The sequence below is a fragment of the Kitasatospora sp. NBC_01560 genome, from assembly GCF_045208415.1.
Lineage (GTDB): Bacteria > Actinomycetota > Actinomycetes > Streptomycetales > Streptomycetaceae > Kitasatospora.
On the sequence record NZ_CP109364.1, the window covers coordinates 8218940 to 8231653 of the forward strand.

The 12714-nt window shown below is 75.8% G+C and carries 6 protein-coding genes; all 6 read left to right on the forward strand.

Annotated features, from left to right (window positions below):
* Positions 1-109: 109 nt before the first annotated feature.
* The 6 genes from OH807_RS35565 to OH807_RS35590 all read left to right on the forward strand — a co-directional run bounded on the left by OH807_RS35565 (position 110) and on the right by OH807_RS35590 (position 12713).
* Positions 110-3427, forward strand: coding sequence for an amino acid adenylation domain-containing protein (locus OH807_RS35565; RefSeq protein WP_406207780.1), 3318 nt, complete (start codon positions 110-112; stop codon positions 3425-3427).
* The gene (locus tag OH807_RS35570) at positions 3424-9153 is read left to right on the forward strand and encodes an amino acid adenylation domain-containing protein (protein WP_406207783.1); all 5730 of its coding nucleotides are present in this window, start codon (positions 3424-3426) and stop codon (positions 9151-9153) included. Before OH807_RS35565 ends, OH807_RS35570 begins: the two co-directional genes overlap by 4 nt.
* A 78-nt stretch (positions 9154-9231) precedes the next feature.
* Entirely contained in the window at positions 9232-9444 is a 213-nt protein-coding gene (locus OH807_RS35575; protein ID WP_406207786.1) for an MbtH family protein, read from the forward strand.
* A 318-nt stretch (positions 9445-9762) separates the two neighbouring features.
* The gene (locus OH807_RS35580; protein ID WP_406207788.1) at positions 9763-11322 is read left to right on the forward strand and encodes an MFS transporter; all 1560 of its coding nucleotides are present in this window, start codon (positions 9763-9765) and stop codon (positions 11320-11322) included.
* Between the two features lie 322 nt (positions 11323-11644).
* A complete protein-coding gene (locus OH807_RS35585; RefSeq protein ID WP_406207791.1) occupies positions 11645-11941 on the forward strand; it encodes a hypothetical protein in 297 nt (98 codons plus the stop codon).
* Positions 11942-12002: 61 nt separating this feature from the next.
* Positions 12003-12713, forward strand: a complete 711-nt coding sequence (locus OH807_RS35590) for a Crp/Fnr family transcriptional regulator (protein ID WP_406207794.1) — start codon at positions 12003-12005, stop codon at positions 12711-12713.
* Position 12714 lies beyond the last annotated feature (1 nt).

A 12714-nucleotide genomic window follows, 5' to 3' on the forward strand; every position in this document is an offset into this window, starting at 1 on the left:
CCCGCCGCCTCGCCGAGCGCGCAGCTCCCTCCCACCGACAGGGCACGCGGTCGAGCCATGCCCGAGCCCTGTCGTCGTTCGGACGCGCGGGGCGGGAACGAGGAGCACCATGACCACGCACGTCCACGCGGCCGAGCACGGCTCCGCCCAGCAGTCGGCCCCGCAGTCGGCCCGGCAGCCGGCCCCGCACTCCGCGGGGCCGGCCGGCGGGGTTGCGGCCGGGCCCGGCGCCGCGGCCGCCGTTCTCACCGTCGGTCAGGAACGCCTCTGGTTCCTGGACCAGTTGGACCCGGGCGACCCCTCCTACAACATCCCGCTCGCGCTGCGGCTCACCGGCGCCCTGGAGCCGGCCGCGCTGCGGGCCGCCCTCGACGGCGCGGTGGCCCGGCACGAGGCGCTGCGCAGCAGGTTCCCCCACGAGGACGGCCGGCCGGTCGTCCTGGTCGACCCGCCGGCGCCGCTCCCGCTGGACGAGGTCGACCTGCGCGCCGAGCCGCACCGGCTGCCCGCCGCCCTCGCCGAGCGCACCAACCGCGGCTTCGACCTCGCGGCCGGTCCGCTGCTGCGCGCCGCACTGTTCCGGACCGGGGAGCAGGAGCACGTGCTCTGCCTGGTCGTCCACCACATCGCCGCCGACGGCTGGTCCCTGGGCCTGCTGCGCACCGAGCTCGCCGAGCGCTACGCCGCCCACCGGGCGGGGCGGGTGCCGGAGCTGCCGGAGCCGCCCTCCTACCTGGCGCACGCCGCGGCCGAACGGGCCCGGCTGGCCGGCCCGGACGCATCGGACGCGCTGGCCTACTGGCGCGACCGGCTGGCCGGCGCTCCCGCGCTGGAGCTGCCGCCGGACCGGCCCCGGCCCACCCACCCGAGCAGCGCCGGGGCGTTCCACACCCGGATCCTGCGCGGCCTCGGCCCGGAGCTGGGCGCCTTCGCGCGGGCCCGCCGGCTCACCCCGTTCATGGTGCTGGCCGCCGCCTACCAGGCGCTGCTGCACCGCTGCACCGGCCAGGACGACTTCTGCATCGGTGTGCCCACCGCCGCCCGCAGCACCGTCGAGGCCGAGCGGACGGTCGGCTACTTCTCCAGCGCCCTGGTGCTGCGCGCGGACGTTTCGCCCGGCTCCGCCGGCGGTGCGCCGACCTTCGCCGAGCTGCTGAAGCGCACCCGCTCCGGCTGGCTCGGCGCGCTCGGCCACAGCCAGGTGCCGTTCGAGCAGCTCACCGAGGAGCTGCGGATCGAGCGGGACCCGGGCCGCACGCCGGTCTTCCAGACCCTGCTGACCGTCCACACCCAGAGCGGCGGCGCGCTGGACGAGCACGCCTTCGCGGACCTGCGCTGCACCGAGCTCGACGGCGGGTACTCGGCCGCCAAGTTCGACCTCGCCCTCGACGTCCGGTGGGACGGCGACGACCTGCTGGCGATCTTCGGGCACCGGACGGAGCTGCTCGACGAGGCCGCGGTCACCCGGCTCGGCCGCTGGTTCGACACGCTCTTGCGGGACGCGCTGGCCGCGCCGGAGACGCCCGTCCACCGGCTGGCGCTGCTGGACGCGGAGGAGCGCGCCGCGGTGTCCGCGCAGACGGCCGGCCCCGCCGTGCCGCCGCACCCGGCGACGGTGCTCGCCGCGATCGACCTCGCCGCCGCCGCGGCCCCGGGGGCGCTCGCCCTGGAGAGCCGGGACGAGCGGCTGACCCGGGCCGAGCTGGCCGAGGAGTCGGCCCGGTTGGCCGGCCGGCTGGCCGCCGCCGGGGTGCGCCGCGGGGACGTGGTCGCGTTCTGCCTGCCGCGCGGACCGCGGGCGGTGGTCACCATGCTGGCCGCCTGGCGGGCCGGCGCGGGCTACCTGCCACTGGATCCGGAGTACCCGGCCGCGCGGCTCGCCTTCATGCTCGCGGACAGCGGCGCGAAGGTGCTGGTCACCGCCGACGGCCGGCCGGCCGAGCAGCTGCCGGCGGACGTCCCGGTGCTCGCGGCGACGGCCGACGGCGGTGCGCCGATCGCCGGGAGCGCCGCCGTGCGCGCCGAGGACCCGGCCTACCTGGTCTACACCTCCGGCTCCACCGGCACCCCCAAGGGCGTCCTGGTGCCGCACCGCGCGCTGGCCGCCCGGGTCGCCTGGATGCGCGAGGGCTACGGCATCACCGCCGCGGACCGGGTGCTGCAGTTCGCCTCGCTCTCCTTCGACACCTGCGCGGAGGAGGTGTTCCCGGCGCTCGCCGCGGGCGCCGCGCTGGTGGTGGCCGAGCCGGGCGCCGCCCTGCCCGAGCAGCTCGCCGAGCCCTCCGCCGCCGGGCTCACCGTGCTCGACCTGCCCACCCCGTACTGGCACCAGCTGGTCGTCGAGCTGGAGGCCACGCCGTGGCCGGCCGGGCTGCGGCTGCTGGTCCTCGGCGCCGACCAGGTGCGGTCGGAGGCCGTCGCCGCCTGGCGGGCGCGGTTCGGCGACACCGTCCGGGTGGTCAACTCCTACGGGCCCACCGAGACCACGGTGATCGCCACCACCGCCGAGCTCGGCGCCGCCGACGCCGCGGCCCGCCCGCCGATCGGCCGCCCGATCGGCGCCACCACCGTGGCCGTCCTCGACCGGTACGGCCACCCGGTGCCGCCCGGCACCCCGGGCGAGCTGGTGGTCGGCGGTGACGGCGTCACCTACGGCTACCTGGGCCGGCCGGGCGCCACCGCCCGGGCGTTCGTCCCCGACCCCGACGGCCCGCCCGGCGCCCGCCGCTACCGCACCGGAGACCTCGTCCGCCGCCGGGCCGACGGCGCGCTGGAGTTCCTCGGCCGGATCGACAGCCAGATCAAGGTGCGCGGCTTCCGGGTCGAGCCCGGGGAGACCGAGAGCGCCCTGCTGGCCCTGCCCGGCGTCGGCCAGGCCGTGGTGACCGTCCGCGGCGACGCCCTGGTCGGCTACGTCGTCCCCGCCGCCGGCGGGCCGGCCCCCGAGCCGGAGGCACTGCGCACCGGGCTCGCCGCGACCCTCCCCGCCCACCTGGTGCCGAACGTCCTGCTGCTGCTGGAGGCACTGCCGCTCACCCCGAACGGCAAGCTGGACCGACGGGCCCTGCCCGCCCCCGAGAGCCGCCCCGAGCTGCGCGCCGCCTACCTGGCCCCGCGCACCGAGGCGGAGGAGCTGGTCGCCGAGGTCTGGCAGGAGGTGCTCGGCCGGGACCGCGTCGGCGCGCTGGACGACTTCTTCGACCTCGGCGGCCACTCCCTGCTGGCCACCCGCGTGGTCGCCCGGATCCGCTCGGCCGTCGACCTCGCCGTGCCGCTGCGCACGCTCTTCACCCACCGGACCGTGGCCGCCTTCGCCGACGCCGTCGAAGCCGCCCTGGTCGCCGAACTCGACGAGCTGTCCGAGGACGCCGTCGAGGAACTGCTCGCCGCGCAGGACTCCCCGGAAGGGACCAACACGCCGTCATGAGCACCGACACCCCCACCCCCGCCGCCGGAGCGGGGGCGCTCCCCGCAGGCCGGGCCCCGGTGGACCCGGCCCCGGCCGGGCAGGACGCACCGGGGCAGGAGCAGGCCGGGCAGGAGCAGGCCGGGCAGGCCCCCGCGGGCCAGGCCCCCGCCGCCCGGCTCTCCGCGGCCAAGCGCGAGCTGCTCAGCCGCCGCCTCAGGACGCGCACCGCCCCGAAGCAGGCCGTGCCCCGCCGGCCGGAGGGCAGCCCGGTGCCGCTCTCCTTCGCCCAGGAACGCCTCTGGTTCATGGAGCAGTTCGCGCCCGGCACCGCCGCCTACAACATCCCGGTCACCCGCCGGCTGCGCGGCCCGCTGGACACCGCCGCGCTGCGCCGCGCGCTGGACGCCGTCGTCGCCCGGCACGAGACGCTGCGCTCCCGCTACCCGGCCACCGAGGACGGCCGCCCGGTGCTGGAGATCGCCGACCCGGCGCCGTTCGACCTGGCCACCGCCGACGCGGCGGACGAGGAGGAGGCCGGCCGGCTGGTCGACGCGGCCGCCGCCGTCCCGTTCGACCTGGAGGCCGGGCCGCTGCTGCGCGCCCTGCTCGTCCGGCTGGCCGTGGACGACCACCTGTTGCTGCTGGTCGTCCACCACAGCGTCAGCGACGGCTGGTCCAGCGAGGTGCTGGTCGGCGAGGTGCTGCGCGGCTACGCCGCCTACGCCGCCGGGCAGGCCGACCCGCTGCCGGAACTCGCCGTCCAGTACGGCGACTTCGCGATCTGGCAGCGGGAGCGGCTGAGCGGCGACCGGCTGGCCGACGAAGTCGCCCACTGGGCCCGCGAACTGGCCGGCGTCGAACCGCTGGAGCTGGCGTTCTCCCGGCCCCGCCCGCCGCAGCAGACCTTCGTCGGCGCCGGCCACGGCTTCCGCATCGAGCGCGAGCTGCTGGACGCGCTGACGGCGCTCGGCAAGGAGCGCGACGCCACCCTCTACATGGTGCTGCTGGCCGCCTTCCAGGCGCTGCTGGCGCGCTTCAGCGGGCAGACCGAGTTCGCCGTCGGCTCGCCCATCGCCGGCCGGCCCGAGCCCGAACTCGAAACGCTGGTCGGCATGTTCGTCAATGTGCTGGCGCTGCCCGCGCGGCTCGGCGGCGACCCCTCGTTCACCGAGCTGCTCCGCCGCACCCGGGAGACCTGCCTGGAGGCCTACGCCCACCAGGAGCTGCCCTTCGCCCAGCTGGTCACCGAGCTGAGGACGCCGCGCGACGTCAGCCGGCCGCCGGTCTTCCAGGCCGTGCTGGCCGTCCAGAACTACGCGAACGTCCTCGACACCCTCGGTGAGTTCCCGCTGGAGATCGAGCCGTTCGGCGTCCGCGCCAGCGGGACGAGGTTCGACCTGGAGCTGTTCCTCCAGGAGTGGCCGGACGGCCTGATCGGCGCGTTCAACTACAACACCGACCTCTTCGCCGAGGAGGACATCGCCCGGCTCGGCTCCCACTTCGGCCGGCTGCTGGCCGCCCTGGCCGCCCGCCCGGACGCGCCGCTGTCCACCCTGGACGGCCTCGACGCGGACGAACGCGCCTTCGAGATCGAGGAGTTCAACCGGACGGCGGTGGACCGGCCGGACGTCACGCTGACCGGGATGATCGCCGAGCAGATCGCCCGCACCCCGGACGCCGTCGCCGTCGCCTTCGAGGACGCGCCGGCCCTGACGTACCGTCAGCTCGACGCCGCCGCCGACCGGATCGCCGCCCGGCTGGCGGCCGAGGGGGTCGGCCCCGGCACTCTGGTCGCGGTCAGCGCGGAGCGCTCGCCCGAACTGGTCGCCGGCCTGCTCGGCGTGCTGCGCACCGGCGCCGGCTACACCCCGCTGGAGCCCGAGTACCCGGCCGAGCGGCTCGCCTTCCTGCTCGCGGACAGCGCCGCGCCCGTGCTGCTCACCCAGCGCAGGCTGCCGATCCCCAAGGGCTGCACCGCGCAGGTCCTGCTGCTCGACGACCCGGCCGAGTGGCCGCGGGCGAAGGCCCGCCCGGCCGGCCCGCTGCCCGGCGACACCGCCTACCTGATCTACACCTCCGGCTCCACCGGACGCCCCAAGGGCGTGCCCAACACCCACCGCGGCATCGCCAACCGGCTGCGCTGGATGCAGGACACCTACCGGATCGGCCCCGGTGACGCCGTCCTGCAGAAGACCCCGGCCGGCTTCGACGTCTCGGTCTGGGAGTTCTTCTGGCCGCTGGCCACCGGCGCCCGGCTCGTCCTGGCCAAGCCCGGCGGGCAGAAGGACGCCGGCTACCTGCGCGACCTGATCGCCCGGGCCGGGGTCACCGTCGCCCACTTCGTGCCCGCCATGCTCACCGTCTTCCTCGCCGAGGAGGGCGTCGAGCAGTGCACCCGACTGCGCCGCGTGGTGTGCAGCGGTGAGGCCCTCCCGCCGGACACCGCACGGGAGTTCACCACCAGGCTGCCCGGCTGCGGGCTGGCCAACCTGTACGGCCCGACGGAGGCCGCCGTCGACGTCTCCGCCTGGGAGTGCGAGGGCCCGCTGGAGACCGTGCCGATCGGGCTGCCGATCGACAACACCCGGCTCCACGTCCTGGACGCCGCGCTGCGGCCCGTCCCGCCCGGCGCCCCCGGCGAACTGCACATCGGCGGCACCGCCGTGGCCCTCGGCTACCACCGCCGCCCCGGCCTCACCGCCGCCCGCTTCGTCCCCGACCCGTACGGGCCGCCCGGCTCCCGGCTCTACCGCACCGGCGACCTCGCCCGCCGCCGCCCGGACGGCGCCCTGGAGCACCTCGGCCGGATCGACCAGCAGGTGAAGATCCGCGGCCTGCGGATCGAGCCCGGCGAGACCGAGGCCCTGCTCCGCGCCCGGCCGGGCATCGCCGACGCCGCCGTGGTCGTCCGCGAGGACAACCCCGGCGACAAGCGCCTGATCGGCTACCTCGTCCTCGAACCGGGCACCGAGGAGCCCGATCCGGCCGCGCTGCGCGCCGCCCTCAAGCTCTCGCTGCCCGACCACCAGGTGCCCACCGCCTTCCCGGTGCTGGCGGCGCTGCCGCTCACCCCCAACGGCAAGCTCGACCGGCGCGCCCTGCCCGCCCCGAAGCTGCGCCGCGCCGGGGGTGGGGTGCAGCAGCCCGAAACCGCTGCCGAGCGGGTGCTCGCCGCGATCTGGGCCGAGGTGCTCGGCCTGCCCGAGGTCGGCACCGACGAGGACTTCTTCGACCTCGGCGGCCACTCGCTGCTCGCCACCCAGGTGGTCGCGAAGGCCCGCAAGCGGCTCGCCGAGGCCGGCGCCCGCCCGATCAGCGTGATGGACCTCTTCACCGCCCGGACGGTGCGCGACCTCGCCGCCCTGGCCGACCTCTCCGAGCAGGCCCGCGGCCCGCGCAAGCTGCTGCACCGGCTCACCCGGCCCGTCCCCGCGGAACGCCGCCGGCTCACGCTGGTCTGCGTCCCGTACGGCGGCGGCAGCGCGGTGGTCTACCAGCCGGTCGCCGACCTGCTGCCGGCCGACACCGAGCTGTGGGCGGTGGCCATCCCCGGCCACGACGTGGGCGTCACCGAGCAGCACCTGCCCTTCGACGAACTGGCCGGGCAGCTGGCCCAGGAGGTCCGCGAGCGGGTCGAGGGACCGGTGGTGGTCTACGGACACTGCGGCGTCGGCACGGCCCTGGCGGTGGCCACCGCCAGGCTGCTGGAGGCCTCCGGCCGCGAGCTCGAAGCCGTCTACGCCGGTGCGCAGTTCCCGTTCGCCGCGCCGCCGAGCAGGGTGCTCACCGTGCTGAGCAAGGTGGCCTCGCTGGAGCCGCTGCTCGGCGACCGGGTCTACGTCAACTGGCTGACCGGCATGGGCGTCGACACCTCCGAGCTGGACCAGGACCAGGTCCGGTTCATCGTCGGGAACATGCGCCGCGACTCCAAGGCTGCCGAGGAGTACTTCACCCGGGCGATCGCCGAGGTCGAGGCGGGCGCCCCACGGCTGCGGGCGCCGCTGGTCTCGCTGGTCGGCGACCGGGACCCGGCCGCCGACTTCTACCAGGAGCGCTACCGCGAGTGGCTGCTGCTCGCCGAGCGGTCCGCCGTCGCGGTGCTCGACCAGGGCGGTCACTTCTTCGTCAAGTACCGCGCGGACGAAGTCGCCGAGGCCGTCACCACCGTGCACCGGGCCGTCCTGGCCGGCGAGACGGACCGGCTGCCCGCCCGGAGGCCGGACTCCTCCTGGTGGTTCCACGGCGAGACCGGCCCGCCCGCCCCGGCCGGGGAGCCGGCGGTGGCAACGGGGACGGGGACGGCGACGGCGGGGGAGACATCGGGGCGGACGGCGGGGGAGCCGGCCGAGGACGGCCCGCAGCCGAGCATGCGGCGCTTCCTGGCCGTCGCGGCCGGACAGCTGGTCTCGATCACCGGCTCGGCGCTGACCGAGTTCGCGCTGCCGGTCTGGATCCTGCTGGAGACCGGCTCGATGGCCCGCTACGCGCTCTACGCGGTGATCGCGATGCTGCCCGGCATCCTGGTCGGCCCGCTCGCCGGCGCCCTGGTGGACCGGCTGGACCGCCGGAAGGTGATGCTGGCCGGGGACGTCGCCGCGGGCGCCACCCAGGCCGCGATGCTCGCCCTGCTGCTCGCCGGGCAGCTGCACTCCTGGGAGATCTACGTCCTGCTCGGGGTGCTCTCGGTGGCGCTCACCTTCCAACGGCTCGCCTACGCCTCCGCGGTGCCCCAGATCGTGCCCAAGCAGTATCTCGGGCACGCCAACGGCATCGTCCAACTGGCCTTCGGAGCCGCCCAGTTCGTCGTGCCGCTGGTGGCGGTGGCGCTGATGGCCGCGATCGGCCTGCGCGGCATCCTGATCATCGACGTGGTGAGTTACACGGTGGCGATCGGCATCCTGCTCGCGGTGAAGTTCCCGCGGACGCTGCCGTGGACGCGCCGCGAGTCGCTGACCGAGGAGATCAAGCACGGCTTCGAGTACTCCTGGCGCAACCGGGGCTTCCGCTCGATGCTGCTCTGGTTCGCCGGCCTGAACGTCTTCCTCTCCCCGCTGTTCCTGCTGGTCACCCCGATGGTGCTGGCCTTCTCCGACCTGAACGGCGCCGCCCGGGTGGCCGTGGCGGGCGGCGCGGGCGCGCTGCTCGGCGGCATCGCGATGGGCTTCTGGGGCGGGCCGCGCCGGCACCGGCTGCGCGGCATGCTGGGCCTGGCCGCGCTGCTCTCGGCGGCCTGCGCGCTCACCGGCCTGCACGCCGGCCTCTGGGCGATCGCCGCCGGCGCGTTCGGGATGTCCTTCGCGCTCTCCCTGGTGAACGGTGTCTACTCGACCATCGTGCAGGTCAAGGTGCCGCAGCGGTTCCACGGCCGGGTGTTCGCGCTCAACACCCTGGTGGCGTGGTCCACCCTGCCGCTCGGCCACGGCGTGATCGCCCCGCTCGGCGCCTCGCTGTTCGGCCCGCTGATGGACGACGGCGGCGCGCTCGCCGGCGTGTTCGGCCCGCTGATCGGGACGGGGCCCGGGCGCGGCGTCGCGCTGATGTACCTGCTGTTCGGCCTGGCGATGCTCGCCCTGGTGGCGGTCGGCCTGCGGCTGCCGGCGCTGGCCCGGTTCGACCGGGACGTGCCCGACGCCGAACCGGACGACCTGGTCGGCCTGCGCGAACGCGCCCGGGCGGCGGCGGCCCGCCGGACGGCGCAGCCCGCCCCCGGGGAGCCCGCGGCCCGCGAGCCCGTGGGCGTCTGACCCCGCCCCGGGGCGTCACCCCGCACCGCCGCCGGCCCCGCCGGCCCCACCCCTCGGACAGCCCGACAAGGAGTACCCATGAGCACCGCAGCCCAGTACCAGGTGGTCGTCAACGACGAGGAGCAGCACGCCCTCTGGCCGGCCGGCGCCCTGCTGCCCGCCGGCTGGCGGGCCGAGGGGTTCGCCGGCACCGAGGAGGAGTGCAGCGCCCACGTCGACCGGGTCTGGCCGGACATCCGCCCGCTGAGCCTGCGCCGGTCCACGGCCGCGCGGGCCGGCGGTGAGGGGTGAGCGGCGCCGAGTGAGCGGCGCCCCGGCGGGCCTCCCGGGCCGGCCCCGGGCCACGCCCGGCCCGACGCCCGGCCCGACGCCCGCCCGGCGCGACACGCCTCCGGGCGGTCGCGCCGCAGGCGTGCGGGGCGGCCGCCCGGGTGGGACAGTGGTCCACCCGGCCGGCGGCACGGGCCGGCCGGAGCTGTGCACCCCCGGCCGGGCCCGGCCGCGCCGCCCCCACCCCTCGAACACCAAGGACGGGAACCCGTGCGGTCCGAGAATGCTCCGGCCCCACCGACGCCGGTGGCCGCCAGTCAGTCGTTGACCCTGGCAGGCATGCTCTTCGCGGTCTCGATGACCTTCATCGACCAGACCATCGTCTCCATCGCCGCGCCCGACATCATCCGCGAGCTCGGCCTCTCCTCGGTCGGCATGCAGTGGGTGGTCAACGCCTACCTGCTCTCGCTGGCGGCGTTCTTCGCCCTCGGCGGCCGGCTGGCGGACGTGCTCGGGCACCGCCGGATGGCCCTGATCGGCACCCTGACCTTCGTGGTCGCCTCGGCCCTCTGCGGGGCGGTGCCGACCGGCGGCGCGGCGCAGACCTGGCTGATCGTCTTCCGCGCCGTCCAGGGGCTCGGCGCGGCGCTGATGTTCCCGGCCGCGCTGGCCGTGGTGGTGGAGGTCTTCCCGGTGCAGCGGCGCGGCCGCGCGCTGGCCCTGTTCTTCGGCGTCGCCGGCGGCCTGACCGCGATCGGCCCGGTCCTCGGCGGCTGGCTGACCAGCTGGACGTGGCGGGCGATCTTCTGGGTGAACGTGCCGGTGGCGGTGATCGCGGTGGTGCTCACCCTGATGGCCCGGATCCCCAACACCGGGCGCCGCGAGCCGATCGACTGGCCGGGCGCGGTGCTGGTGGCCTCCGGCATGGCGCTGAGCGTACTGGGCCTCCAGCAGGCGGCCTCCTGGGGCTGGGGCAGCCCGGCCACCTGGCTCTGCATCGGCGGCGGCCTCGTGGTGCTGGCGCTCTTCGTCCTGTTCGAGCTGCGCACCCGGGATCCGCTGATCAAGCTGCGGGTCTTCACCGACCGTGCCTTCGCGGCCGACAACGCGGTGCTGTTCTTCTCGATGATCGCCTTCGTCCCGGTGTTCTTCTTCGCCTCGGTCTACGCGCAGGTGGCGCTCGGTCAGTCCGCCAACGACGCGGGCCTCTACCTGCTGGTGTTCTTCGCCGGGTTCGCCCCCGGCACCCAGGTCGGCGGCCGGATGCTCGACCGGATCGGCGCCCGGCCGCCGATGCTGGCCGGCTCGGCCCTCGCCGCCGTGGGCTTCGCACTCTGGGCGCGGAAGATCACCGACCTCTCGCTCGGCGCCCAGTGGCCGTACATCGTGATGGCCGGCGCCGGCATCGGACTGCTGCTGACGCCGGCCTCGACGGATGCCGTCAACCGGGCGATCGGCGCCTCCTACGGCGAGGTCACCGGCATCACCCAGACCGTGCGCAACTACTCGGCGAGCCTCGGGCTGGCGGTGCTGGGCACCGTCCTGCTGCACAGCACCACCACCGACGTCCAGGAGGTGCTGCTCGCGCACGGCGTGCCGGCCGACGCCGCGCACGGCGCCGCCGAGCAGATCACCAACGGCATCACCGGTCACGGCGCCGGCTCCGGCCAGGGGGCGCCGGGCGTCCCGGCCGAGCTGGCGGACGCCGTCCGCGGGGCCTTCGCCGAGGCCAACGGGCCGGTGCTGTACGGCATGGCGGCGGCGCTCGCGGTCACCTTCCTGTGCGCGCTGTTCCACCCCGGGACGCGGGTCACCGCCGAGCCCGCAGGCCCGGCCGGGCGCACCGAGCCCGCCGGGGCCGCGGCGGAGGTCCCGGCGGGGGAGGACGGCACGGTCTGAGCCCTGTGCCGCGGGGGCCGCCGGAGCACCGGCGGCCCCCGCGGCGTGTCCGCCACCGGCCCGCCCGGCCCCGGTGAACCGCCCGGGAGCCGGAGTGGCCGGTTCGCCGGGCCGGTGGCAGCTACGAGTCATGACAGCTTTTCGCGCCGGGCAGGCCGTGACCTCGCCGACCGTGCGCAGGCAGACTCCTGGTGGCGTCCGCGGGGCCCGAACGGCCGGTGCGGAGCCGTTCCCGCTCTCCGACGGACAGAGGAGTCCCGTGCTCGTACTCGACGCAGCGGCTGCCATGACCGTGATCGTGGCGTGATCGAGGGTGTACGCCGTGGAGCTGAGCTTCTCCGTGGACGGTGATGGCGTCCCTCCCTCACCCGAGACCATCGAGACGGGCATCCGCCGCAGTGGCCGGCGCACCACCGCCAGGCTGGAGCACCTCCGGGTGCGGCGTACGGCGCGCGGGGTCTACCTCGTGCTCTTCCTGTCGGTGACCACGGCCGACGACGCGGGGGCACTGGCACGGGCGATCGGCAGCCGGGTGGATGCGGAGCACCGGCAGCTGCACTACATCGGACAGCGGGTCTGGACAGGCAATGACTTCAGGGCAGAGGGGACGGGTCTGTGAACAGCAGTTGTCACCACGCGGCGGGGGCGGGCAGCACGACGACGGCCGAGGGGTGTTGTCGATGACCGCCGTGGTGCCCGTCACCGGGCTCGGGGAGAGCCTGGCACGGCTCATCCGCAGTGAGGCGCTCAGCGCGTCGACCATCGAGGTGGCCCGGCGCGAGGTGGTGTACGGCTGCCTCGACCGCGACCGCAGCATCTACCTGGTGGAGCAGGGCCAGGTGAAGGCGATCGTGCCCTCCCGGGAGGGCAAGGAGTGCCTCCTGAGCATCCACACCGTCGGCGACGTGTTCGGCGAGCTCTGCCTGGTCGGACGCGGCCGGACGGAGACCGTGACCGCGATGACGCCGGTGGTCCTGCGCCGGATGTCCGCCGCCAAGGTGCTGGCCGCGATGTCCGACGCCGGCCTGCGCGAGGAGTTCGTCCGCTACATGGCGGGCCGGATGTTCGAGCAGCAGCAGCTGATCGCGGGCCTCGTGACCGAGGACAGCGAGTACCGGCTGGCCGCCGTCCTGCTGCACCTGGGCCGCAAGCTGGGGCGGCGGGACGCGCACCTGCTGCGGATCGGCGAGAAGATCACCCAGGAGGAGCTCGCGGCGATGGTCGGCACCACGCGCTCGCGGGTCGGGTTCTTCCTCAAGCGGTTCCGCAACGCGGGGCTGGTGGACCGCTCCCGGGACTGCTTCATGGTGGTCCACGAGCCCGCGCTGCGGGCCTTCATGGCCGACGGCTACCGGGTCCGCCCGCTGGCGGGTCACACCATGGCGGCGTGAC

Bases quoted from the DNA above. Each gene is read 5' to 3' on its own strand.
- OH807_RS35565 (WP_406207780.1), top strand. From the start codon at position 110: ATGACCACGCACGTCCACGCGGCCGAGCACGGCTCCGCCCAGCAGTCG.
- OH807_RS35570 (WP_406207783.1), top strand. From the start codon at position 3,424: ATGAGCACCGACACCCCCACCCCCGCCGCCGGAGCGGGGGCGCTCCCC.
- OH807_RS35575 (WP_406207786.1), top strand. From the start codon at position 9,232: ATGAGCACCGCAGCCCAGTACCAGGTGGTCGTCAACGACGAGGAGCAG.
- OH807_RS35580 (WP_406207788.1), top strand. From the start codon at position 9,763: ATGCTCTTCGCGGTCTCGATGACCTTCATCGACCAGACCATCGTCTCC.
- OH807_RS35590 (WP_406207794.1), top strand. From the start codon at position 12,003: ATGACCGCCGTGGTGCCCGTCACCGGGCTCGGGGAGAGCCTGGCACGG.